This window comes from Pseudoalteromonas sp. J2K-J979, from assembly GCF_058169715.2.
Genome location: NZ_CM200281.1, coordinates 1,664,250 through 1,687,817 on the forward strand (window position 1 = coordinate 1,664,250; position 23,568 = coordinate 1,687,817).

The 23,568-nt window shown below is 41.2% G+C and carries 22 protein-coding genes and 2 tRNA genes; 17 read left to right on the forward strand and 7 right to left on the reverse strand.

The features are described from left to right. Positions 1 to 156 precede the first annotated feature (156 nt). Complete coding sequence (locus AC3KVK_RS07665; RefSeq protein WP_490312380.1) at positions 157 to 960, reverse strand: hypothetical protein; 804 nt, start codon at positions 958 to 960, stop codon at positions 157 to 159. 325 nt (positions 961 to 1,285) lie between these two features. On the opposite strand from AC3KVK_RS07665, the gene AC3KVK_RS07670 reads away from it, so the two are divergent. The 5 genes from AC3KVK_RS07670 (at position 1,286) to prpF (ending at position 8,051) form a co-directional block, all read left to right on the forward strand. Further along, on the forward strand, positions 1,286 to 1,963 hold the full coding sequence (locus AC3KVK_RS07670) for a GntR family transcriptional regulator (protein WP_490312381.1): 678 nt from the start codon (positions 1,286 to 1,288) through the stop codon (positions 1,961 to 1,963). 48 nt (positions 1,964 to 2,011) lie between these two features. Then, the gene (prpB, locus tag AC3KVK_RS07675) at positions 2,012 to 2,890 is read left to right on the forward strand and encodes a methylisocitrate lyase (protein ID WP_490312382.1); all 879 of its coding nucleotides are present in this window, start codon (positions 2,012 to 2,014) and stop codon (positions 2,888 to 2,890) included. 80 nt (positions 2,891 to 2,970) lie between these two features. Further along, positions 2,971 to 4,095 (forward strand): bifunctional 2-methylcitrate synthase/citrate synthase, encoded by a 1,125-nt coding sequence (prpC, locus tag AC3KVK_RS07680; protein WP_490312383.1) that lies wholly within the window; start codon positions 2,971 to 2,973, stop codon positions 4,093 to 4,095. A gap of 139 nt (positions 4,096 to 4,234) precedes the next feature. Beyond that, positions 4,235 to 6,826 carry a Fe/S-dependent 2-methylisocitrate dehydratase AcnD gene (gene acnD, locus AC3KVK_RS07685; protein WP_490312384.1) on the forward strand — a complete coding sequence of 864 codons (2,592 nt, stop codon included), beginning with the start codon at positions 4,235 to 4,237 and terminating at the stop codon, positions 6,824 to 6,826. Positions 6,827 to 6,878: 52 nt separating this feature from the next. Beyond that, a complete protein-coding gene (gene prpF / locus AC3KVK_RS07690) occupies positions 6,879 to 8,051 on the forward strand; it encodes a 2-methylaconitate cis-trans isomerase PrpF (protein WP_490312385.1) in 1,173 nt (390 codons plus the stop codon). Between the two features lie 77 nt (positions 8,052 to 8,128). Here prpF and nudB read toward each other — a convergent pair whose 3' ends face one another. From nudB to AC3KVK_RS07720, 6 genes are all read right to left on the reverse strand, one after another. Further along, the gene (gene nudB / locus AC3KVK_RS07695) at positions 8,129 to 8,572 is read right to left on the reverse strand and encodes a dihydroneopterin triphosphate diphosphatase (protein WP_490312386.1); all 444 of its coding nucleotides are present in this window, start codon (positions 8,570 to 8,572) and stop codon (positions 8,129 to 8,131) included. Positions 8,573 to 8,671: 99 nt separating this feature from the next. Then, a complete protein-coding gene (locus AC3KVK_RS07700; protein ID WP_490312387.1) occupies positions 8,672 to 9,001 on the reverse strand; it encodes a TusE/DsrC/DsvC family sulfur relay protein in 330 nt (109 codons plus the stop codon). Between the two features lie 2 nt (positions 9,002 to 9,003). Beyond that, the gene (locus tag AC3KVK_RS07705) at positions 9,004 to 9,273 is read right to left on the reverse strand and encodes a DsrH/TusB family sulfur metabolism protein (RefSeq protein ID WP_490312388.1); all 270 of its coding nucleotides are present in this window, start codon (positions 9,271 to 9,273) and stop codon (positions 9,004 to 9,006) included. Continuing rightward, the gene (gene tusC / locus AC3KVK_RS07710; protein WP_490312389.1) at positions 9,270 to 9,626 is read right to left on the reverse strand and encodes a sulfurtransferase complex subunit TusC; all 357 of its coding nucleotides are present in this window, start codon (positions 9,624 to 9,626) and stop codon (positions 9,270 to 9,272) included. Before tusC ends, AC3KVK_RS07705 begins: the two co-directional genes overlap by 4 nt. Beyond that, entirely contained in the window at positions 9,623 to 9,976 is a 354-nt protein-coding gene (gene tusD, locus AC3KVK_RS07715; RefSeq protein ID WP_490312390.1) for a sulfurtransferase complex subunit TusD, read from the reverse strand. The genes tusC and tusD overlap by 4 nt, the downstream gene beginning before the upstream one ends. A gap of 56 nt (positions 9,977 to 10,032) precedes the next feature. Beyond that, a complete protein-coding gene (locus AC3KVK_RS07720) occupies positions 10,033 to 10,704 on the reverse strand; it encodes a Bax inhibitor-1/YccA family protein (RefSeq protein ID WP_490312391.1) in 672 nt (223 codons plus the stop codon). Positions 10,705 to 10,990: 286 nt separating this feature from the next. On the opposite strand from AC3KVK_RS07720, the gene AC3KVK_RS07725 reads away from it, so the two are divergent. The 12 genes from AC3KVK_RS07725 to AC3KVK_RS07780 all read left to right on the forward strand — a co-directional run bounded on the left by AC3KVK_RS07725 (position 10,991) and on the right by AC3KVK_RS07780 (position 23,566). Next, positions 10,991 to 11,081 (forward strand) — tRNA-Ser (locus AC3KVK_RS07725). Between the two features lie 63 nt (positions 11,082 to 11,144). Then, a tRNA-Ser gene (locus AC3KVK_RS07730) sits at positions 11,145 to 11,235 on the forward strand. A gap of 125 nt (positions 11,236 to 11,360) precedes the next feature. Then, complete coding sequence (locus AC3KVK_RS07735; RefSeq protein ID WP_490312392.1) at positions 11,361 to 11,762, forward strand: hypothetical protein; 402 nt, start codon at positions 11,361 to 11,363, stop codon at positions 11,760 to 11,762. 148 nt (positions 11,763 to 11,910) lie between these two features. After that, positions 11,911 to 12,369 carry a free L-methionine (R)-S-oxide reductase MsrC gene (gene msrC / locus AC3KVK_RS07740; protein ID WP_490312394.1) on the forward strand — a complete coding sequence of 153 codons (459 nt, stop codon included), beginning with the start codon at positions 11,911 to 11,913 and terminating at the stop codon, positions 12,367 to 12,369. After that, positions 12,369 to 12,647: a hypothetical protein gene (locus tag AC3KVK_RS07745; protein WP_490312395.1), complete on the forward strand. Its 279-nt coding sequence runs from the start codon at positions 12,369 to 12,371 to the stop codon at positions 12,645 to 12,647. Before msrC ends, AC3KVK_RS07745 begins: the two co-directional genes overlap by 1 nt. Positions 12,648 to 12,662: 15 nt before the next feature. Then, entirely contained in the window at positions 12,663 to 13,316 is a 654-nt protein-coding gene (gene proQ, locus AC3KVK_RS07750; protein WP_490312396.1) for an RNA chaperone ProQ, read from the forward strand. Between the two features lie 11 nt (positions 13,317 to 13,327). Then, a complete protein-coding gene (prc, locus tag AC3KVK_RS07755; protein ID WP_490312397.1) occupies positions 13,328 to 15,352 on the forward strand; it encodes a carboxy terminal-processing peptidase in 2,025 nt (674 codons plus the stop codon). A 226-nt stretch (positions 15,353 to 15,578) separates the two neighbouring features. Next, entirely contained in the window at positions 15,579 to 17,000 is a 1,422-nt protein-coding gene (nhaC, locus tag AC3KVK_RS07760) for a Na+/H+ antiporter NhaC (protein ID WP_490312448.1), read from the forward strand. A gap of 27 nt (positions 17,001 to 17,027) precedes the next feature. Next, positions 17,028 to 19,628 (forward strand): aminopeptidase N, encoded by a 2,601-nt coding sequence (pepN, locus tag AC3KVK_RS07765; RefSeq protein ID WP_518526935.1) that lies wholly within the window; start codon positions 17,028 to 17,030, stop codon positions 19,626 to 19,628. Between the two features lie 10 nt (positions 19,629 to 19,638). Next, positions 19,639 to 19,860: a DUF2835 domain-containing protein gene (locus AC3KVK_RS07770; protein ID WP_490312399.1), complete on the forward strand. Its 222-nt coding sequence runs from the start codon at positions 19,639 to 19,641 to the stop codon at positions 19,858 to 19,860. A gap of 249 nt (positions 19,861 to 20,109) precedes the next feature. Beyond that, a complete protein-coding gene (locus AC3KVK_RS07775; RefSeq protein WP_490312400.1) occupies positions 20,110 to 22,188 on the forward strand; it encodes a DUF1302 domain-containing protein in 2,079 nt (692 codons plus the stop codon). 10 nt (positions 22,189 to 22,198) lie between these two features. Next, positions 22,199 to 23,566 carry a DUF1329 domain-containing protein gene (locus AC3KVK_RS07780; RefSeq protein WP_490312401.1) on the forward strand — a complete coding sequence of 456 codons (1,368 nt, stop codon included), beginning with the start codon at positions 22,199 to 22,201 and terminating at the stop codon, positions 23,564 to 23,566. Positions 23,567 to 23,568 lie beyond the last annotated feature (2 nt).

Here is a 23,568-nt window from a genome sequence, read left to right on the forward strand (position 1 = left end):
CCTTGAGTGTTAAATAACAGGCTATATCTTACTGATGTAAGGTTACTCTTAGCTAGGGGTTAATTGTTCGATTTTGTAGGCTATTTTATTTGCAGCAACAAACCGAGATGTTTGGCACAAAAGCTAAAATAATCAGTAGATAACAGTGCAAAATACCTATTGGCAGGGTGGGTGCGAAGCCAGTGTAAAGGTGACCCATTTGCCTAGTTTTGTTTGCAGTTCGGCTGATGCGCTACTGCTCTCTATAGAAGGAAGTAACTCTGCAGGTTTGCCTGTAATTGTTTCATAAAAGACCATCGCAGTGAGTAAACTGCCGATATCGTTTGCGTGATTGCCATCATCTGCATGCAAAATGAGACTCGGTTGTTGGCTCAATACATAGTCCCAAACTAATCCTACTGGGGCAACACAGCTTGATTGTTTTGCACTAATAGAGGCATGTAAATCATGGACCCGTTGCGCTTCGGTGGCATTTCCTCTTTGTGGGTGTTCAGGAAAGAGGATAGGGGTGACTCCCTTTGCTTTCGCATTGGCAATCCATGTTTTCGCTGCGTCAGTACTGTAAGAAGTGATGCCAGACTGTGAGTATTTTTGCCCTTGTAAAATGACATGTGTCCAAGGGTTATTGGCCAGTTTGGCGACAGCTGCAGCATTATTTAGATTATCACTTAAGTATCCGCCACCAAATGATTCACTATACACAGTGATATTAGGATCGGCAGCGAGTAACAAACTTGCAATTAAGCTTTGTTGTTTTGCGATGTGGCTATTGCCAAAGAGCAATATTTTAAAGTCGTTGACTGAACTGTTATCTGGAATCGCTAAGTTTTCAGAGCTTGTCGGAATGGTTGTTTCAACTGCACTGACTTCAGAGGGCACTGAACCTGATTGACCCCCACACCCGTGTAGGAGCAAGCTAATAGCGAGCCAAAAGCAAGTAACAAAGTAACCCGTTTGCATAAATTAACCTTAATCTATCAAATTGCGTGATGGGATATAACCTGATGAACTCACAGGATTTGCTGTCAGTTCATCGTTCTTTTAATGAGTCCTACCATAACAAGTTCAGCGTTATACACAACCTAAAAAACTATCGAAAAGATATCTTTATAGTATCAACCGAGTTTGTGTGTTGATTGTCTAACGATTTTTAATGAATTACGCTTAAATAAAGCAAAAGATTCTTTTTAGCCATATTATTGTCGACAATCTGTGGTGTGCTGGCTTGACAAATACAACCGCATAACCCATAGTTCGACTCATTAATTGTCGACAATGATAACCAATGGAATCAGATAACAGCGTTAAAACAGCTTCAGATAAAGTTTTTGTCGACATTCGTCAGGCGATTGTTGAAGGTAGTATCCCGCAAGGCAGTAAAATATCAGAACCCGAATTAGCTAAGCGCTATGGCGTGAGCCGTGCGACTCTGCGTGAAGCACTCAATCGTTTAGAAAGCTGCCATTTGGTCGAACGTAAAGCCAACGTTGGCAGCCGAGTGGTCGCTTTGACCGAAACTAAACTTAAAGAAATATTTCAAGTACGCGCCTCGCTTGAAGGATTGGCTTGTCGACTTGCAGCGCAAAATATGCCTGATGGCGAAGTTGCACAAGTTAAAGCCTTACTCGATTTACATTTAGCTAATCAACGAGTCAAACAAGGTGAATCGTATTACCAAGAAGAAGGTGATTTGGATTTTCACTACCGCATTATTAAAGGCAGCAAAAATAGCCACCTTATTCACTTATTATGCAATGAACTCTATCAATTAATTCGTATGTATCGGGTGCAAATGGGCATGAATGGCCCACGAGTTAGCCGCGCGTTTGATGAACACTTGGCAATCATAAATGCGATTGCAGCAAAAGATGGCGAATTAGCCGAACTGCTGATGAAGCGTCATATCGCTTCATCGGGAGCCAATATCGAAAATAAATTTAAAGTAGCCGCAGACGCTACTTAAATACGTTAACCGTTCAAATCTGGGAACCAGACTTAGGAGAAGACGCACATGTCAGCAGGAAAAAAATTCAGACAAGCACTTGCAACCAACTCACCCTTGCAAATCGTCGGCACAGTTAATGCGTATTGTGCAATCATGGCGCAACAATTGGGCCATCAAGCGATTTATTTATCCGGTGCAGGTGTTGCAAATGCATCTTATGGTTTGCCTGATCTTGGTATGACGAGCTTAGATAATGTGCTTGAAGACATTCGTCGTATTACTGCAGCTAGTGACTTACCGTTGTTGGTGGACGCAGATACAGGCTGGGGCGGTGCATTTAATATTGCCCGGACAGTGAAAGAAATGACCAAAGCAGGGGCAGCTGGTTGTCATATTGAAGATCAAGTCGCGCAAAAGCGTTGTGGTCACCGCCCAAATAAAGCCATTGTTTCTACAGAAGAAATGGTCGACCGGATCAAAGCAGCGGTCGATGCACGAACTGATCCCGAATTTTTTATCATGGCTCGCACCGATGCGTTCGCTCAAGAAGGGTTAGAAGCCGCGATTGAACGTGCTAAAGCTTATGTAAAAGCTGGTGCGGATGGGATTTTCGCAGAAGCCGTTAAAACACAAGAACATTATCGTGCCTTTAGTGAGGCACTTGATGTGCCTATTTTGGCCAATATTACCGAGTTTGGTCAGACAGAACTTTGGAATAAACACGAGTTAGGCGAATGGGGTGTGAGCATGGTGCTTTATCCGCTTTCAGCGTTTAGAGCGATGAATAAAGCCGCAGAAATGGTGTATTCGTCTATCCTCGAGCAAGGGGATCAAAAAGCGGTCGTTGATAGCATGCAAACTCGAATGGATTTGTATAAATATTTGGGTTACCACGACTATGAGCAGAAACTCGATTCATTATTTGCTGAAGGCAAAAATAAATAACTAAACCGTAAATTATCAACAGGTCGTTTGTCATCCTTATAAACGACACTAAAAATGACAACAAAATTAGGGGCTTTAACATGACAGATAAAAAACTAAGTGGCGCAGGCTTACGCGGTCAAAGTGCAGGTGAAACAAAATTATGTACAGTGGGCAAATCTGGCTCAGGTTTAACTTACTGTGGCTATGATGTATCGGATTTGGCTGATAATGCAACTTTTGAGGAAGTGGCATATTTATTATTTAATGGTGAATTACCCAATCAAGCACAATTAACTGAATATAAAGCAGGCCTTAAAGCGCAGCGCGATTTACCGCAGGCATTAAAAGAAGTCCTGAAGCGCATCCCTGCTGATGCACATCCGATGGATGTGATGCGAACAGGTTGTTCTTTTTTAGGGAATATAGAGCCTGAAACCAGTTTTGATCAGCAACATACTGCTGCGAATCGTTTGTTGGCTGCATTTCCCGCCATCATGTGTTACTGGTATCGCTTTAGCCACGAGAATGTTGAAATTGAATGTACGTCTGATGAAGACTCAATAGGTGGTCATTTCTTAAAATTACTCAGTGGTGAGACACCGTCTGAACAACATCGCAAAGTCATGGATGTCTCGTTAATTTTATATGCAGAGCATGAATTTAATGCATCAACTTTCACCGCGCGCGTCTGTGCATCGACACTTTCAGATATGTTCTCGTGTGTGACTGGGGCGATAGGCTCATTACGTGGTCCACTTCATGGTGGTGCAAACGAAGCAGCCATGGATATGATTCAAAAATTCAGCTCACCAGAAGATGCCAAAATCCAAATGGCGGGCATGCTTGAGCGTAAAGAAAAAATAATGGGCTTTGGTCATGCGATTTATCGTGAATCAGATCCGCGTAATGTGATTATTAAAAAATGGTCAGAAAAATTGGCGCATGAATTTGGTAATACGTCACTGTACGACATTTCAGTTGCTTGTGAAGAATACATGTGGGATACGAAAAAGTTGTTCTGTAATGCGGATTTTTTCCATGCTTCGGCCTATCACTTTATGGGTATTCCAACTAAATTATTCACGCCAATTTTTGTTTGCTCACGCGTTACTGGCTGGGCAGCTCATGTAATGGAGCAGCGTGCCAACAACCGTATTATCCGCCCAAGTGCCGATTATATTGGTGCAGAGCCACGTAAAGTTACGCCTCTTAGCGCGCGTTAATTGAGTGTGTGCCCTTATGGTCAAATAAGGGCACATTTACGCTGCAAATGGGTCAACAATTTCACACCAACAATTAATATAAATAAAGTGTTTTTAAGCCTCGTTTAGCACCATACCGTCACCCATTTTGGAAAGAATTATGAATAGCCAATTTCGCAAAGCCTTACCTGGCACCTCTCTAGATTATTTTGATACCCAAGCCGCTGTAGATGCGATTGCTCCGGGTGCGTATGCCAAACTTCCTTACACTTCAAAAGTACTGGCTGAAAATTTAGTACGCCGATGTGAGCCTGAAAAACTAACTGATTCGCTTAAACAACTCATTGAGCGTAAACGCGATCTTGATTTCCCGTGGTTTCCTGCACGTGTTGTTTGCCATGATATTTTAGGTCAAACCGCGTTAGTTGATTTGGCAGGCCTTCGTGATGCGATTGCCGAAAAAGGCGGCGATCCGTCAAAAGTAAACCCGGTTGTGCCAACTCAATTAATTGTTGATCATTCATTGGCTGTTGAACATGCAGGGTTTGAAAAAGATGCGTTTGCTAAAAATCGCGCTATCGAAGATCGCCGTAACGATGACCGTTTTCATTTTATTAATTGGACCAAAACTGCTTTCAAAAATGTAGATGTGATACCACCGGGTAATGGGATCATGCATCAAATAAACTTAGAGCGAATGTCACCGGTGATCCAAAGCCGTGGAGGAGTGGCATTCCCTGATACATTAGTTGGCACCGACAGCCATACTCCGATGGTGGATGCACTGGGTGTTATTGCCATTGGTGTAGGCGGCCTTGAAGCCGAAAGCGTGATGCTTGGCCGCGCTTCGTATATGCGTTTACCTGATATCATTGGCGTTGAATTAGTTGGCAAGCCGGCCGAAGGGATCACCGCCACGGATGTGGTATTGGCACTGACAGAATATTTGCGTGCAGAAAAAGTAGTCAGTTCGTATCTTGAGTTTTACGGCGAAGGCACCAAGCATTTAACTCTTGGTGATCGTGCGACGATTTCAAATATGACCCCAGAATATGGCGCGACAGCGGCCATGTTCTATATCGATGAGCAAACCATTGACTATTTACGATTAACGGGTCGTGAAGATGAACAAGTAAAATTGGTTGAAACGTACGCAAAACAAACAGGCTTATGGGCAGACGATTGTGTAGGTGCTCAGTATGAACGTATCTTACGCTTTGATTTATCGACTATTTGTCGCAATATTGCAGGGCCATCAAATCCACATAATCGTGTGCCGACCTCAGAGCTAGCATCACGAGGGATCAGTGGTGTAGTTGAAAACGATGGCGATAAAATCCCAGATGGCGCAGTGATTATTGCAGCCATTACGAGCTGTACCAATACCAGTAACCCTCGCAATATGATAGCCGCTGGTTTATTGGCGCGTAATGCCAATGCCAAAGGTTTAACTCGTAAACCTTGGGTGAAATCTTCTTTGGCACCGGGCTCAAAAGCTGTACAGATGTACTTAGAAGAAGCAAATTTATTACCCGAGCTAGAAGACTTAGGGTTTGGAGTGGTTGCTTTTGCTTGCACTACCTGTAACGGGATGAGTGGCGCACTTGATCCGGTCATTCAACAAGAAGTGTTAGATCGTAAACTGTACACCACTGCGGTGCTTTCGGGTAATCGTAACTTTGATGGCCGCATTCATCCTCATGCTAATCAAGCGTTTTTAGCCTCTCCTCCGCTAGTCGTTGCTTACGCAATTGCGGGGACAATTCGTTTTGATATCGAAAAAGATATTTTAGGTTACGACCAAGCAGGGCAAGCGGTCACACTCAAAGATATTTGGCCGACAGATGAAGAAATCAATGCGGTTGTTGCCAACTCAGTGAAGCCCGAGCAATTTAGAAGTGTCTATAACCCTATGTTTGACTTAAAGGTTGAATATGGCGACCACATTAACCCGCAGTATGATTGGCGCCCACAAAGTACGTATATTCGTCGTCCACCGTATTGGGAAGGGGCATTAGCCGGTGAGCGTACCATGAAGGGCATGCGTCCGTTGGCGGTACTTGGCGATAATATTACGACCGATCATTTATCGCCTTCAAATGCGATTCAAATGAACAGCGCAGCAGGTGAATATTTACATAAAATGGGCTTGCCAGAAGAAGACTTTAACTCGTATGCGACGCACCGTGGCGATCACCTCACTGCGCAGCGTGCCACGTTTGCTAATCCAAAATTGTTCAATGAAATGGTGATCGAAAACGGCCAAGTCAAGCAAGGCTCACTGGCCCGAATTGAACCTGAAGGGAAGCAAGTGCGGATGTGGGAAGCAATCGAAACCTACATGGCGCGCAAACAACCACTGATTATTATTGCAGGCGCTGATTATGGCCAAGGTTCATCACGTGATTGGGCGGCAAAGGGCGTGCGCTTAGCGGGTGTTGAAGTCATCGTGGCTGAAGGTTTTGAGCGAATTCATCGTACTAACTTGGTAGGCATGGGAGTGTTACCACTTGAGTTTTTATCGGGTGAAAATCGTCATACCTATGCCATAGATGGCACTGAGACGTTTGATGTCCTTGGCGAGCCGACACCAAGCGCGATGTTGACAGTAGTGATAAATCGCAAAGATGGGTCACACACTGAGGTTACGGTGAAGTGTCGCTTAGATACCGCTGAAGAAGTCTCTATTTATGCGGCAGGTGGGGTATTACAACGCTTTGCACAAGATTTTTTAGAGTCGAACCAAGCCTAATGTTTTATGCCTCACGTGAATAACGTGGGGCAATTTTTTTGGAGGCCAGTGAATGGCATTTAAACCACAAATTAAAATTCCCGCGACTTATATGCGTGGCGGTACCAGTAAAGGGGTGTTTTTTAATCTCACCGATTTACCAGAAGCTGCGCAAGTGCCGGGTGCTGCACGAGATAACATTTTGTTACGTGTAATTGGTAGCCCTGATCCTTATGGTAAACAAACCGATGGCATGGGCGGGGCGACATCAAGCACCAGCAAAACGGTGATCTTATCAAAAAGTCATCAAGCTGATCACGATGTTGACTATCTGTTTGGCCAAGTCGCTATTGATAAAGCGTTTGTTGACTGGAGTGGCAATTGCGGCAATTTAACCGCTGCAGTTGGGTCATTTGCCATTAGTAATGGTTTGGTCGATGCAAGTCGTATCCCCGAAAATGGCATTGCCACAGTGCGTATCTGGCAGGCTAATATAAAAAAAACCATTATTGCAAATGTGCCAGTCACTAACGGTGAAGTACAAGAAACGGGTGACTTTGAATTAGACGGGGTGACGTTTCCTGCTGCTGAGGTTGAAGTGGCTTTTATGGATCCAGCTGATGGCGAAGGGGCGATGTTCCCAACAGGTAATGTCGTCGATAACCTTGAAGTGCCTGGTGTGGGGAGTTTTAATGCCACCCTGATTAATGCGGGTATTGCGACCATTTTTTTAAATGCAGCTGATTTGGGTTTTAGTGGCTGTGAATTGCAAGATGAGATTAACAACGATGACGCCATTTTAGCGCGATTTGAGACTATTCGTGCTTATGGTGCGATTAAAATGGGTTTGATTGCGAATATTGAAGAAGCAAAAACTCGCCAGCACACCCCAAAAGTGGCCATTGTTGCCCCTGCTTCAGCCTATGTTTCATCAAGTGGTAAAGCAATTAATCAAGCCGATATCGATGTCAATGTGCGCGCTTTGTCTATGGGTAAACTGCACCATGCCATGATGGGTACTGCAGCGGTGGCTATTGCTACAGCGGCGGCTGTGCCAGGCACTTTAGTGAATTTGGCAGCTGGTGGCAATGAGCGAACATCTGTTACGTTTGGTCATCCATCGGGCACCCTCAAAGTGGGCGCCGAAGCTGTGATGGTTGGTCATCAGTGGCAAGTCAAAAGTGCGATAATGAGCCGCAGTGCTCGGGTATTGATGGAAGGGTGGGTACGCATTCCACATGATTAAATGAATACCGTGTTTTTCAATATAAAAACACCACGAAGAGTGGTGTTTTTTGTAGCTGCTTGTTAAATATTCTCAGGCTATAACGCCAAAATCTCAGCGCTATTACTAGGTGACCACGCTTTATTTGCGGCTTCGTGCTGTGGGAGCCAAATCAAGTCGGTGTGTTCATTCGGATCAAGTTTAATTTCGATATCATCAGGCACACAGACTGTAAACACATGCTCAGTATTAATCCGCGCATTTGCTTGGTAGCGGTGACGCCAGCAATCACGAATTGCATACTGATTGGTTTTATGACGATCAATAACATTTAAACCGAGCGGTTGCACGTCGATGCCTGTTTCTTCTTTTAATTCACGAATGGCTGTTTGCTGTGGGCTTTCGTCTCTTTCTATCCCGCCAGTGACGGATTGCCAAAATTCAGGATCATCTGCCCGTTGGATCAATAAACAGTCTTTATTTGATTTATGAATGACCACTAAAATGGAGTAAGGTTGGCGTAAAAGTTTGGAATTTGACACATGATTTAGCCAAAGATGGATGTGTTACTAGTGTAACTGATCGGATACATGAACTCGAGGGTTTAACAGGAGCAGTTAGAATAAACATGCTCCTGAGGATTAAATACAGCGGGCAGGTTTGGGGAGTCCTGCAATTTTAGTCGCTTGCTTAGCTGGGCCTTTGGGAAACAACTTATATAGGTAAATACTGTTCCCTTTGTCTTCCCCCAGTTTTTTAGCCATCGCTTTTACGAGCATTCGAATGGCTGGGCTGGTATTGAATTCGATATAAAATTCTCTGACAAAATTCACTACTTCCCAGTGTGCATCGGTCAGTTGTATTTGTTCTAGTTCGGCAATAGTTTTAGCTAGCTCAATACTCCAGTCAGAGCTATTAAGTAAATAGCCTTCTTTATCTGTATTAATTTGATTGTTTTGATGGATTAACATAGTTACCACGAAATTGTTTGTTGATGGCTTAGGGTTAATTCGACCCAGCGCGAAAAATTGAGGGTATTAGTAGTGCTGAGTTCTTGCTCGGTTAAACGTGCGCGCGCATCTTGCTCGAGTAAAAAAAGTTGCTTGAAATTCAATTGTTGATAGCGTCGATAATCGTAACATGCATCAGCCGTCAGAAATAAAGTGTCGTCCTGAGTGATAAGCTGTTTAAGCTCATTGAAGGGGGTTTTGCTGATAGGCTGATTGACAATATGTAAAATCATAGTGTTACAACATGCTCCTGTTTAGAGAGTAATGCCTGGATCCCCGCTTGATCGAGTGGTGTCACATTAAGCGATAAATCGATTTCATTGAGGCAATAAGCATCAAGAGATTGTTGGCAAACATAGAGTTGCTCAACATCATATAAATCCAATGTTTTAAGCGTTTTAAAATAATCTTTTAAGTATGCTGAACCGGGATTTTGTTGTGCTTTTAGACAAAGTACAGCATCTCCTTGAAATAACACAGACACGTTTTGATCGATGGCAGCAAAAATTAATGCTGTATCTAGGGCTTCTCGCCCGTTTTGGTGCAAAAATGGACTACTTCGGTTGATCACTAAGATATTTTTCATTTAAATTGCACCCATTTATCGGCTTTGGCTGTTTTCATCGCAAATTCAGCAAGACCTGCGACTATAAATGGCTGCGTATTGACCAAATCTATACCGCGTTTTTCTGCAGCTGTCACACAAAGTAATAATGGGATGTTTAGCTGCGCTAAACTTTGCCAACGCAGAAAAATTTGTGTCTCATCAGTCGGGACCACAATGTGTTGGCTTGCATGCCAGACGGCATCTTGATAAAGAAAAATAGCATCTACTGAATGACCACCATCGATTGCAGCCTGCGCAAACTCAATCAAATTAATGGCACTGGTATAGTTTGATTGACTACTGTGTAACGAAAGAACAAAACTGGCCAAAATTCACCTATAAAAAAGCCCCGAAATAACGGGGCTAGTTTAGCATGTTTCAAAAATTAATCATCTCCGCCAAATGCACCTAATAAGTGCAGCATTGACGTGAATAGATTATAAACATTTAAGTAAAGTGATACCGTTGCACGGATATAGTTTGTCTCGCCACCGTTGATAATACGGCTGGTATCGAACAAAATGAGTCCTGACATGATAAAAACGACAGCGGCATTAATGGCTAAAAATGCAATGCTGCTCCCGATAAATATGTTGACTAGGCTTGCAACTATCACGACCAGTAGGCCTATCATCAGGAAACCACCTAAATAAGAAAAATCTTTTTTAGTCGTCATGGCATAGGCTGATAAACCGAAAAATACCAAGGCCGTTGAACCGAGTGCTTGCATGATGAGCATCGGGCCACTTGGCATTGCTGCATAGTGGTTTAATAATGGCCCAAGTGATGCGCCCATTAAACCTGTAAATGCAAAAATCCAAAAGATACCTGAAGCACTGTCGGCTTTCTTGTTAACTACAAACAGTAAGCCAAGAGAAATTAAACTAAACACGATACCCATAAAATAAGGTAAGTTTAGCGCCATCGATACACCAGCGGTCACTGCACTGAACGCGAGTGTCATACCGAGAAGCATGTACGTATTACGTAATACTTTATTGGTATCGAGGATTGAGCTAGCCGATTTCTCGGATGTGTAAGCGTGATTAAACCCCATAATTAGGACTCCTTGTGTGAAACTCGTTCCTGCGCCAGTTTCAAAGTTATTAAATCAGGTTAAAGATTATCAAGTCTTGTTGCCTAGAGCAATCTACAGACCAAAATACTATTAAGTTAGGTAGCTGATTATCAACAAAGTTCAAAGTAGATATGGGGGAGTCCGACGTTTTTTCAATATATTGCATGGGATTTAAGCAAACGTGACGATTTTTGAGCACTTAACACAAAAATGAAAAAAAACACTTCACAAATAGGGAGCACTTAACTAATATGCACCCCGCAGCGGAGAGATGGCAGAGTGGTCGAATGCACCGGTCTTGAAAACCGGCATAGGTTTGTAGCCTATCTAGGGTTCAAATCCCTATCTCTCCGCCACTAAATTTATAAGGTAATGCAGTGCGTTACTTGTGACCAGTTATTTTACACACGTATTATGACGGAGAGATGGCAGAGTGGTCGAATGCACCGGTCTTGAAAACCGGCATAGGTTTGTAGCCTATCTAGGGTTCAAATCCCTATCTCTCCGCCACTTCATTCCCCAGCCACTCAAAGAGTGGCTTTTTTTTGATTAAAACTCGGTATTAGACTTTTGTCTGCTAGGCAAGTTTATATCATTCAGCGATGCTAGATTTAAAATAAAAAAGAGTGTCGCTCATGAAGTCATCTATCTTAAAAAGTATTTTGTATTCTTTGTTATCGCCTATTCTCGTGGGCACAATAATTGGTTTGTATTATTGTTTGAGTATCGAACAAGCAGATACAAAGCTATTTTTCTCCATTTTGATGACCGCATTATCTAACGCGCACATCGTAGGTTTAACGATGGCAAGTTGCGTGGTTCCAGCATACCTGTTCTTACTTAAACACGACAAAGTTTCCTATTCGAGCATTTTGACTGTCGCTATGTTTGGGGGGGCGATTTTTTCGTATATCTTTAGTGCGTCAGGCGGTGAGATATTTTTAGTCAATACGGTTATGTCATTACTGGCTGGTGGGTTATTTTTATTTACACTTAGAAAAAGCTCGGCAGTCCAAGAGATTAAAGTTGCTCGCTAGCTCGGTAAGTCATCATGCTTGTTTAGTAAATAAACAAAGACACCATTTTTAGCCTTATTTTAACGATTTTTTGTTAGCTAAAGGTTTCATTTCCTTCCTTGAAAGAGTACCTTAAGCAGCTGTATTATTTTTTAATAGTTGTATCATTATGGAAAAAAATGCATTTTATCAGTCTCTCGTTCAACAAGCGCAAGGATTGATAGCAGGTGAAAGTAATGTTATAGCCAATATGGCAAACATTAGTGCATTATTATTCATGAGCTTAGAAGACATCAATTGGGCAGGCTTCTACTTAGTTGATAGTGAAGATGAGTTGGTTTTAGGTCCATTTCAGGGCAAGCCTGCTTGCATTCGCATTCCAATAGGAAAAGGAGTGTGTGGCACTGCAGCACAATTAAGTACAACGCAACGAATTGCTGATGTACATCAATTTGCTGGTCACATTGCCTGTGATGCTGCTTCTAATTCTGAAATAGTGATCCCTGTCCTTAAGGATAATAAAGTTATTGCGGTTCTCGATATCGATAGCCCGATATACAGTCGTTTTGATGCTGAAGACCAAGCGGGACTTGAGCTGTTAATTCGAACTTTTGAGCAGCAACTTTAATGAAAGATTTATTAAACGTTCAAGATTTTCTTTATTCCGATCAAGATGTTGGTGATTGGGAAGGTGATGAAGAGCAGGTAGCTGAAAATCTGAATGAGCTAATTCATGCAGCATGGCAGCTAATACCTGAAGATACATCTTGCGAATCGATTGAACAAATTATTACTGGTATTTGGGATGTTCTTCGCGGAGATACTGCTATTTTAGAAGCAGACTTTGAAGAGTTGATCGACTGGGTTAATCAATATGTCCTTTCATCGTTAGATGAAAAGATGTAAACAAAGGTTTTAAACATGGACACCACTAACAAGCTAAAAGATGTTACTGAGGTATTAGGTTACCTATATAAACAGTTTCCAAACTGTTTTTCTGAAAAAGACGCGATAAAGCCTCTTAAAGTCGGGATTTTTAAAGATGTAGCGGCGCGCATCGAAGGCGATGAAACGGTGAGTAAAACTCAAGTTCGTCAAGCTCTGCGTAAATATACATCAAACTGGCGCTATCTAGAAGCAGTAACAAAACACGAATTTCGCATAGATCTTGATGGCAACGACTGTGAAAAAGTTGAGCAAGAGCATATTGATCATGCTAATAAAGCACTGGAAGAAAGTCGTGCAAAATTTGCACAGCGTAAGAAGCAACAGCGTCCAAAACAAGATGCAGACAAAAAATCTTACAAAAAGAAACCACATTCTTCAGATACTTCTGCAAGTAAAGGAACTAAAGTAGGGTCTAGTAAGACTAAACAAGACAAAGCACCTCGCCGAACTGGGAAGATGGAAGCCTTGCCTGCTGATAAGATAAAAGTAAATGAACTAGTTAAAGTTAAACTAGGCCAAGCTTTAATCAACGGTACGATTACTGAAATCAACAAGGAAGAAATTCACGTCATCCTAGCGACCGGTATGCAGGTGAAAATTAAGGCTGATAGTCTGTATTCAATCTAAGGAGACGGTGTATGAGTAAAAAGTTTAAACTCATTCCTATTGCAGCAGCATTTTTAGCATTCAACACATTTGCTAAAGTAGAGAACTTAACACTCGCTGATTTACCTGTTTTAAAACAAGAAAGTCAACATAGTACCGCTAGCAAAAGAGTGACAAACTTTTTTACTCGTGCTCATTACAAGCTGATCCAATTAAACGATGAGCTTTCGTCTGAAATATTCGACCGTTATATCGAATCGCTCGATTATAACCGTCGAATTTTTTTGCAGTCTGATGTCGATGGTTTTGAAAAATATCGTAATGTGGTTGATAACTCACTCAGCACAGGCAAGCTTGATTTTGCCTTTGATGTGTTTAATGTCAGCCTTAAACGTCGCTTTGAGCGTTACCAATATTCTATCGCTTTACTCAATACAGAAATGACATTCGATGAAGAAGATCTGTATTACTTTGATCGTGAAGACACGCCTTGGCCGGCTACAACCGAAGAGCTTAATGAAATTTGGCGTCAAAAAGTTAAATATGATGCTTTGAGGCTCAAGTTAACTGGAAAAAATTGGGATGAAATTAAGGAAGTTCTCGAAAAGCGTTATAGTTATACACTCAAGCGTTTAGTTCAAACCAATAGCGAAGATGCTTTCCAAATTGCGATGAATTCATTTGCGCGCAGTATTGAAGCTCACACCTCATATTTATCGCCGCGACGTGCAGAACAATTTAAGATGGACATGGATCTCGAACTTGAAGGGATTGGTGCTGTGCTTGGCTATGATGAAGATTACACGGTTATCCGCAGTTTAGTCCCGGGCGGTCCAGCTGATAAATCTGAAAAAATTAAAGCTAACGATCGCATCATTGGCGTTGCGCAAGGCTCCGAAAAATATGTTGATGTGATTGGTTGGCGTTTAGATGATGTAGTAGAGCTGATCAAAGGTCCCAAAGGGACGAAAGTTCGCTTGCAATATCTAAAAGGTGTTGATGCTCATGGTACCCCTTCTGAGGTCGAAATTACGCGGGATAAAATTCGGCTAGAAGATAAAGCCGTTAAATCATCAGTGTTTGAACCAAAATATACTGAGCTCGATACTAAAATCGGGGTGATTGATATCCCTGGTTTTTACAACAATTTATCCAAAGATGTAAAAAAAGAACTAACAAAACTTAAAGAAGAACAGGTAGATGGCATTATTATCGATCTTCGCCAAAATGGCGGAGGCTCTTTATATGAAGCTACCCAACTGACCGGTTTATTTATTGACCAAGGTCCAGTGGTTCAAATACATACCCTTAATGGCCGGGTTGAGCAGCAAAAAGACACGGATGGGGTTACTTTTTATGATGGCCCTTTAACTGTGTTAGTTGACCGTTATTCAGCCTCAGCGTCTGAAATTTTTGCCGCCGCGATGCAAGATTATGGTCGAGCTGTGATAATTGGTGAACAAACGTTTGGTAAAGGCACTGTACAACAACATCGAGGTCTTGGACGTAATTACGACTTATACGATAAAGAGTTAGGCAGTGTGCAATATACAATTGCAAAATTTTATCGTATAAACGGTGGTAGTACTCAGCACAAAGGCGTTATCCCAGATATTTCGCTTCCTTCGCCAATTGACCCTGCTGAATGGGGTGAAAGCCAAGAAGACAATGCGTTACCTTGGGATCAAATAGCGAATGCTAAATATAATTCTATAGCAGATCTTAATTCCGCGATTACCTTTTTACAGCAAAAACATGATGAGCGGATAAAAGCAGAGCCTGAGTTTGGCTACGTTTTTGACGATATTGCTCGTTATCAAAAAGAAAAAGATCGTAAAACAATTTCTTTATTAGAAAAACAGCGACTCTCTGAGCGTGATGAAAATGATCAACTCGCCCTTAAACGTACTAACGAACGCTTAAAACGTTTAGGCCAAACACCGATTGAAAAATTAGAAGATGTGCCTGATGTCATTTCTGAGCTGGATCCTTTTTTAGAAGAAACAGCACAAATAACATCTGACTACATTAAGTACGGGCGGTACGCCAAAAAATAAAAAAAGCGCTTCGGCGCTTTTTTTATGCCTCTTTATTCTTTAAATGCTGAAGTTCTAAGCAGTTATCCATTTTATACTTTGATATACTGTGATGATAAATTATTTAACTCAATACATAATCACTCACTCTGATGATCGATCTCAATAACAATAAACCAGATCTTTAGGGTGCGCTAACAGAGGTTATCCAGTGCAAGCAATCAAACAAGCCAGTCTGACGGACGCCATGATCCCCGTCCTATTTCTAATAATTTCACTCGGTGGATCTGTCTATCTTTTTGGAGATAGTTCTTCGAGTGGACCCAATCAAATCGCATTATTATTCTCAACAGCTATCGCATTGATAATAGGCCTTAAAAATGGCTTTAACTGGGATATCCTTGAAGATGCCATGATCAAAGGAATTACTTTGTCTTTGGGTGCGATTTTAATCTTATTTATGGTTGGCTCATTAATTGGGACGTGGTTATTGTCTGGAACAGTTCCTACGTTAATCTACTATGGTTTACAGGTAATTAACCCGAGTTGGTTCTATGCCGCAAGCTGTATTTTATGTGCCATTGTCGCAATGAGTATTGGTAGCTCTTGGACAACTGCAGCCACGATTGGTGTTGCATTATTAGGAGTAGCAACTGGTTTAGGGCTTGACCAAGTGGTCACAGCGGGTGCGGTGATATCAGGCGCTTACTTTGGTGATAAATTAAGCCCTCTTTCGGAAACAACTAATTTAGCCCCAGCCGTTGCTGGGTCAAATTTATTTGATCACATTCATCACATGTTATGGACCACCGTCCCCAGTTTTGTTATTGCAGTGATTATTTTTGTATTTATGGGGTTTAATGCAGCCGATGTTGCCGAGGCTTCTCGTATCAACGAGATAAATCAAATATTACAAGGCAATTTTAATATTGGTCTGATAATGTTGGTTCCATTGGCTGTTTTACTCTTCTTGGCACTTAAAAAAATGCCCGCGTTTCCAGCTGTTGCGATTGGTGCGACATTAGGAGCTGTATGGGCACTGATTTTTCAACAAGATTTGATTAGTGCACAAATTAACCCGACTGATTCATATTTAGTGGGGAGTACTAAGCTTGTTTGGACTGCTTTCTTTGATGGATTTAGCATTGTCACTGGTGACGATAGTATGGATAGCTTATTAAGTGGTGGTGGGATGGCGGGAATGCTCAACACCACTTGGCTTATTATGATTGCTCTACTTTTTGGTTCTGTGATGGAAAAAGTTGGCCTTTTAGAGGTGTTTGTACAAAGTATTCTAAAAATTGCGAAAAGTACGGGCTCATTAATTACTGCGACGATAGCGACCTGTATTGGTACAAATATGATCGCCGCTGATCAATATATGGCCATTGTTATGCCTGGGCGTATGTTCAAAAAAGAATATGAAAAACGCGGATTATCGACGGTTAATTTGTCACGAACACTTGAAGATGGTGGGACAATTACCAGCCCCTTAATCCCTTGGAATACGTGCGGGGCGTATATGCAAGGTGTGCTTGCGATTAATCCTCTTGATTATGCAGTTTATGCCTTCTTTAATTTAATCAATCCGTTCTTAGCGGTGATTTACGCGTATCTTGGAATTAAGATCCTCAAGATTACTCCTAAGCATTTAGTAGACGATAAATAACAAATCGCGCCTCTGGGCGCCTTTTTAATGGCGATTTTTATGGCTGCACAAGCAAAATACCTCAAAGATTATCAACCCGTCGATTTTACTATCGAAGATATTTCACTCACATTTGACCTTTATGAGCAAGCGACACGTGTAACCGCGGTTTCAAAAGTGTCGCGCTTGAACCCCAGCGCGAACCAATTTGTTTTAGATGGTGTTGACTTGACGCTTGTTGAAGTGAAAATTAATGGTAAAAAAACAGAAAGCTATCAGTGTGATTCTGAAACAATGACGCTTAATGTTGACGAAGATTCTTTTGAACTAATAATTGTCACCGAAATAAACCCGCTACAAAATACTTCTTTAGAAGGGTTATATTTATCAGGTGGCGCTTATTGTACGCAATGTGAAGCTGAAGGTTTTCGTAAAATTACGTATTTTCCAGATAGACCTGATGTACTAGCCACCTATGAAGTGAAAATTATCGCTGATCAATCTTTTCCTTATTTATTATCCAATGGTAACAAGATCGAGGAAGGGAAGTCTGCTGATGGTCGTCATTACACTATTTGGCAAGATCCGTATAAAAAGCCGTGTTACTTATTTGCGTTAGTCGCCGGTGATTTCGATGTACTCAATGATTCCTTTATTACCCAAAGTGGCCGAACAGTTGAGTTAGCGCTGTTTGTTGATAAAGGTAACTTAGATAAGTCTGAGCATGCTATGGCATCGTTAAAGCATGCCATGAAATGGGATGAAGAGGTCTATGGCTTAGAGTACGACCTCGATATATACATGATTGTTGCTGTTGATTTTTTCAATATGGGGGCGATGGAAAACAAAGGGCTCAATATCTTTAACAGTAAATGTGTATTGGCCAATCAAGAAACTGCCACAGATAAAGATTATCACACCATCGAATCAATTATTGGCCATGAATACTTTCATAATTGGACCGGAAACCGAGTTACTTGTCGTGATTGGTTCCAGCTATCCCTCAAAGAGGGGTTAACAGTGTTTCGTGATCAAGAATTCAGTGCAGATCTCGGTTCTCGGGCGCTCAATCGTATCGCAGCCGTGAAAGTAATGCGGACACATCAGTTTGCAGAAGATGCAGGCCCCATGTCTCATTCAATTCGGCCTGATAAAGTAATAGAAATGAATAACTTTTATACAGTCACTGTATATGATAAAGGTGCTGAAGTTATACGAATGATCCACACATTACTTGGTAAACAAGGTTTTAGGGCTGGTATGGATCTTTATTTTAAACGTCATGATGGGCAAGCCGTTACTTGTGATGATTTTGTCAATGCAATGAGTGATGCCACGAATGTAGATCTCACACAATTTAAGCGTTGGTACAGTCAATCAGGTACACCTGAACTTTCTGTGAGTGATGATTATGACGCAGTTAAACAGGCTTATCATTTAACCATTAAGCAACATCATCCTGTAACAGCAGATCAAACGAATAAATATAATTTACATATTCCATTCGCAATTCAATTACTCGATGATAATGGGAAGGTGTTCTCTTTACAAAGTGCCGGTGAACCAGTCTCCAATATATTAAATTTAACGAATTCAGAACACACCTTTGTGTTCGAAGGTATTCAGTCACGACCGACCCCAGTCTTGTTAGAAGATTTTTCAGCGCCATGCCAGCTCATTTATAATTATCAAATAGCGCAGTTGATTACGATTGTTAAACATGCGGATAGTGAATTTTCGAGATGGGATGCACAACAAACATTATTTACTCAGTTGATTAAAAAAGCTGTTGAATCAAAGACAAGCTACAGGCTTGATTCGGCTATCAAGGAATTAATTCAGGGTTTAATCAACGATGGTCAAATCGAGAAAGAGTTGAAAGCAGAGTTGCTCAAACTACCAACATTTGAAACCCTTGCTGCTCAGTTTAAAACCGTTCCAATCGACGAAATATTGACGGTCGTTGACCAATTCGAATCACAGATTGCAGCTGAGTTTGCCGATGCTTTTATTAGCTTGTATCAACAACAAGACGACAGAGGTGTGATTTCTGCTGAAGCTGTTGGACAAAGAGCTATAAAAGCGGTGTGTGTGTATTATATCGCCAAAGTGGATACACCCACCGGAAATCAGCTGTTAATAACGCAGTTTAAATCAAATAATATGACAGATGTCTTGTCTGTTTTACATGCTTCGGTGTTGAGTTCGCACTCGCTATATCCTACATTTTTAACGCAATTTGAACAAAAATGGCAGAAAGATGTGTTGGTGATGGATAAATGGCTAGCAGTGAATGCTTTAATAAAGCAAGGTGATGTGATTAAACATATTCAACAGCTTTACCAACACCCTTGTTTTGATATTGCTAATCCTAATAGGGTTCGTGCACTTGTTAACAGTTTTACTTTCTTTAATACGGCTTCTTTTCATGCCAAAGATGGATCAGGGTATCAATTGTTAACAGATTTATTGATTCAACTTAATGAGATTAATCCGCAAAATGCATCGCGTATGATAACGCCTCTCATGGGCTGGAAGCGCCTAGATTCGACTCGTCAAGAATTAATAGAGTCACAGTTAAAGCGTTTACTCTCCTTGCCAAAATTGAGCCCTGATTTGTATGAAAAAGTTGTTAATGCTTTAAAGTAAAAGAGATTTTATGAACGAGTATTATTTTTCAGTATCAATAGGTTATGAAGAGTGCTTGCAGTTTTATCATGGGACGATTAAATCTGTGCAAGTGCATTCAGAGCAAGGGAAATCTATTCGGTTACCCGTAGAGCGCTTTCGACCCTTTATTTCGACGTTAGGCATTCGAGGGCGTTTTAGACTACGTTTAACATCTGAAAATCAGTTTATCAGTTTAGAAAAAATGAGTTAGAACGCATAAAATTAACAAAAAAGACTTAATTGGTTACTTATTTGTTAAAGAAGTTTTGTGTTCTGGGCTTTTCAAGTGTATATATTAGCTGGTACGATGTCAGACCAATGTGAAGTGTACATCTTGAGAACTATAAAAATTATTTGTACCTTGCAACCTTGGAAATTACCTGTAATGATTTCTATTGTTACAAGCACACTAAAAACAATAACTTGATCACTCTGTGACCCGTTACAAGGGGGAGATAAAATGATAAAAAGACCTCTTTTTGTCAAAAATAAGCTAGCGCTAGGAATTACAGCTGCGTGTTTGGCATTTTCTAGCCAGAATGCATTAGCAGCGAGTTTTCAGCTTGGTGAATTTGATGTGACTTTCGACTCAACATTTTCATACGGTACCAGTATGCGTGTTGAAGATCGTGATTTTGACCAAATTGGTAAAAGTAACCATCCACGTTTTAACTGGACAGGTTATAACGCAGCACTTAATCCGATTTATTCATCGAGTGATGTATGGGCTCATCCTGGTAGCTATTCAAATAATGGCGATTCTGGAAATTTAAATTTCGATAAAGGTGATACATTTTCTCAGTTATTGAAAGGGACGCACGAGTTAAATATACGCAAAGACAATTATGGTTTCTTCACGCGTTTCATGTATTTTTATGACATGGAATTAATGGATGGAGACCGTGCGTATAATAATCCAACTTCAGGACAACAAGTCGATCCTTGTGCTGATAAGCAAGCAAAAGAGCAAGTTTGTGCTGATTTGCGTTTATTAGATGCATTTGTTTATGCTGATTTTGATTTAAATGATGGAATGAACCCACTATCTGTACGTTTAGGTCAGCAAGTGATTAACTGGGGTGAAAGTTCGCTTATCACTCATGGTATCAGTGTCAACCCAGTTGATATTGACCGCTTAAAAGCGCCTGGCGCAGAGCTTAAAGAAGCGTATATTCCAGTGGGGATGGTGTGGGCTTCGTTAGGGATTACAGAAAATCTGACACTTGAAGCGTATTATCAATATGACTGGCATGAAACTAGATTACCTGTAACGGGCACTTATTTTTCTACCAATGATTTTGGATCTGTTAATGGTTATAAAAGTAATGTTCAACTTGGTTTCACCTCAAACCCTGATATAGATCTTGCACATTTAACCTCAAATCTTAATTCATTATATGCACAGTGGGGCTCAGTGCTTCAGGCGCAGGGGATCGATCCTCAAAGTGCGCAAGCTCAACAAATGCTGGCCAATATGTACTTAGCTTACCCGACAAAAGTAGCGCTAAGAGGTAAAGGTGATGCGGGTATTATTGAGCCGAGCGATTCGGGTCAATTTGGTATCAAGTTAGGCTTATTTGCACCTGAATTAAATGATACTGAATTTGCACTTTATTATATCAATTATCACAGTAATCGCCCGTTAATCTCTGGGCAGGCTTCTGATTTCACACAAGCGTCAATTGCACGTGATTTGGCGATGATCGCCACAAAAACTATTACTGAAGACAATGTTACTCAGCTTGGGGCATTTACAAAAGGTGTTTTAGAATACCCAGAAGATTTAAAACTGTATGGGTTCAGTTTCAACACTGCTGTAGGTGAAACCGCATTTTCGGGTGAGTTTTCTTATCGCGAAGACGAACCTTTACAAATTGATGATGTAGAGTTGCTTTATGCTGGTATGGCGGAGCAGCTAGCTGTCGCAGGTATTCGTCCTGATTTTGCTCAAATTTCACAAATTGATACGGTTGCTCCTGGTTCAATTGCACGTGGTTATGTGACATCAGATACCATGCAGTTGCAGTTTACTGCAGCACATCTATTTGGACCGTCTTTAGGTGCCGATAGCTGGGCGTTATTAGGTGAAGTGGGTGGGGTTACCATCAATGATATGCCAAGTTATGATGAAATGCGTTTGAATGTTGCAGGTACTGGTCGAAGTGGCACTATGGTTGGTGTTGAAGGTCAGGATTACACATTGTTGCATCAAGCACTTTCTAATGGCCCTGAAACAAATCCGTTTCCTTCAGCATCGGCATGGGGTTATCGCTTAGTGGCTAAAGGTGAGTACAATAATTTATTTTCGGGTGTGAACTTTGTACCCAAAGTTGTTTTCTCTCACGACGTAAATGGTATTACTCCTGACCCAATGTATTTATTTATTGAAGACCGTAAATCATTAGGTCTCAATATGAACTTCAACTACCAAAACGCTTGGTCTGTTGACTTTAGCTACAATACGTTCTGGGGCGGCGGTCAAACTAATAATTTCTCTGATCGCGATTACGTTTCTTTCAACATTAAATATTCTATCTAAGGGTATAAATATGATTAAAAAACCTACCCTAATTGCGGTGGCATTATGTGGGTTATTTGCTACTGGGTCTGCATTTGCAAAATTGTCGCCAGATGAAGTAGCACGTCTTGGCGCTGATTTAACACCGTTGGGCGCAGAAAAAGCCGGAAATGCCGATGGCTCGATTCCTGCCTGGGATGGCGGTTTAGTTAAAACGCCTGATAATTATAAACTTGGCATGCATCACCCAGATCCTTTTTCTGATGATAAAGTCGAATTTACGATCACTAAGGCGAATTTAGACCAATTTAAATCGTTACTTTCTCCAGGTCAGATTGCGATGTTTGAAACGTACCCTGATACGTTTAAGATGAATATTTATCAAACTCGCAGAAGTGCTTCTTACCCGCAGTTTATATATGATGCAACCAAGAAATATGCGGTAAATGCCGAATTGGTAGAAGAAGGTAATGGGATTAAAAATACAGCAATCGGTATTCCATTCCCAATTCCAAAAACAGGTCTAGAAGTTATTTGGAATCATATTTTACGTTACCGTGGTTTATCTATTCAGCGTTATGGTGGTCAAGCAGCTCCGACAGCATCGGGTGCTTATAACATGGTTGGATTTGATGAAAAACTGTTAGTGAAATATTCTGAACAGGATGCAACGCCTGACTCTTTACAGGCATCGAATATTTTATTTAAATTCAAACAATCAGTGACAGAGCCTGCCCGTTTAGCTGGAACTGCACTGTTAGTTCATGAAACCATGGATCAAATATTGACTCCTCGTCAGGCTTGGACATATAACACGGGTCAGCGTCGCGTTCGTCGTGCGCCAAATGTTGCCTATGATGCACCAGGTACAGCATCGGACAGCTTACGTACTACCGATGACTTTGACATGTTTAATGGCTCACCAAATCGCTATACGTGGGAATTAAAAGGTAAGCAAGAACTTTATATTCCTTACAATAGCTACAAACTTCACAGTGACTCACTTAAATACGATGATATTTTGATGGCCGGCCATGTTAATCCAGAGCATGTTCGCTATGAAAAACACCGTGTTTGGGTTGTTGAAGCTAACTTGAAAGACAGCACACGACACATTTATAAAAAACGCGTATTTTATATTGATGAAGACAGCTGGCAAATTCATATTGCAGACCTGTACGACAATCGTGATCAACTCTATCGTGTCGCGATGGCTCATGGTGTGAACTATTATGAAGTCCCAACGCACTGGAGTACATTAGATGTCTACTATGACTTAAATTCGCGTCGTTATTTGGCTATTGGCTTAGATAACGAAGAGCGTATGTATGACTTTTCACAATCATTCAACGATAATGAATTTACGTCAAACGCCCTTCGTAGAGAAGGTCTTAGATAAAC

Bases quoted from the DNA above. Each gene is read 5' to 3' on its own strand.
- AC3KVK_RS07720 (WP_490312391.1), bottom strand. From the start codon at position 10,704: ATGGGGTTTAATCACGCTTACACATCCGAGAAATCGGCTAGCTCAATC.
- AC3KVK_RS07775 (WP_490312400.1), top strand. From the start codon at position 20,110: ATGATAAAAAGACCTCTTTTTGTCAAAAATAAGCTAGCGCTAGGAATT.
- prc (WP_490312397.1), top strand. From the start codon at position 13,328: ATGAGTAAAAAGTTTAAACTCATTCCTATTGCAGCAGCATTTTTAGCA.
- AC3KVK_RS07745 (WP_490312395.1), top strand. From the start codon at position 12,369: ATGAAAGATTTATTAAACGTTCAAGATTTTCTTTATTCCGATCAAGAT.
- msrC (WP_490312394.1), top strand. From the start codon at position 11,911: ATGGAAAAAAATGCATTTTATCAGTCTCTCGTTCAACAAGCGCAAGGA.
- AC3KVK_RS07705 (WP_490312388.1), bottom strand. From the start codon at position 9,273: ATGATTTTACATATTGTCAATCAGCCTATCAGCAAAACCCCCTTCAAT.
- prpB (WP_490312382.1), top strand. From the start codon at position 2,012: ATGTCAGCAGGAAAAAAATTCAGACAAGCACTTGCAACCAACTCACCC.
- prpC (WP_490312383.1), top strand. From the start codon at position 2,971: ATGACAGATAAAAAACTAAGTGGCGCAGGCTTACGCGGTCAAAGTGCA.
- nhaC (WP_490312448.1), top strand. From the start codon at position 15,579: ATGATCCCCGTCCTATTTCTAATAATTTCACTCGGTGGATCTGTCTAT.
- proQ (WP_490312396.1), top strand. From the start codon at position 12,663: ATGGACACCACTAACAAGCTAAAAGATGTTACTGAGGTATTAGGTTAC.
- AC3KVK_RS07770 (WP_490312399.1), top strand. From the start codon at position 19,639: ATGAACGAGTATTATTTTTCAGTATCAATAGGTTATGAAGAGTGCTTG.
- AC3KVK_RS07665 (WP_490312380.1), bottom strand. From the start codon at position 960: ATGCAAACGGGTTACTTTGTTACTTGCTTTTGGCTCGCTATTAGCTTG.
- pepN (WP_518526935.1), top strand. From the start codon at position 17,028: ATGGCGATTTTTATGGCTGCACAAGCAAAATACCTCAAAGATTATCAA.
- AC3KVK_RS07735 (WP_490312392.1), top strand. From the start codon at position 11,361: ATGAAGTCATCTATCTTAAAAAGTATTTTGTATTCTTTGTTATCGCCT.
- prpF (WP_490312385.1), top strand. From the start codon at position 6,879: ATGGCATTTAAACCACAAATTAAAATTCCCGCGACTTATATGCGTGGC.
- AC3KVK_RS07700 (WP_490312387.1), bottom strand. From the start codon at position 9,001: ATGTTAATCCATCAAAACAATCAAATTAATACAGATAAAGAAGGCTAT.
- tusC (WP_490312389.1), bottom strand. From the start codon at position 9,626: ATGAAAAATATCTTAGTGATCAACCGAAGTAGTCCATTTTTGCACCAA.
- AC3KVK_RS07780 (WP_490312401.1), top strand. From the start codon at position 22,199: ATGATTAAAAAACCTACCCTAATTGCGGTGGCATTATGTGGGTTATTT.
- AC3KVK_RS07670 (WP_490312381.1), top strand. From the start codon at position 1,286: ATGGAATCAGATAACAGCGTTAAAACAGCTTCAGATAAAGTTTTTGTC.
- acnD (WP_490312384.1), top strand. From the start codon at position 4,235: ATGAATAGCCAATTTCGCAAAGCCTTACCTGGCACCTCTCTAGATTAT.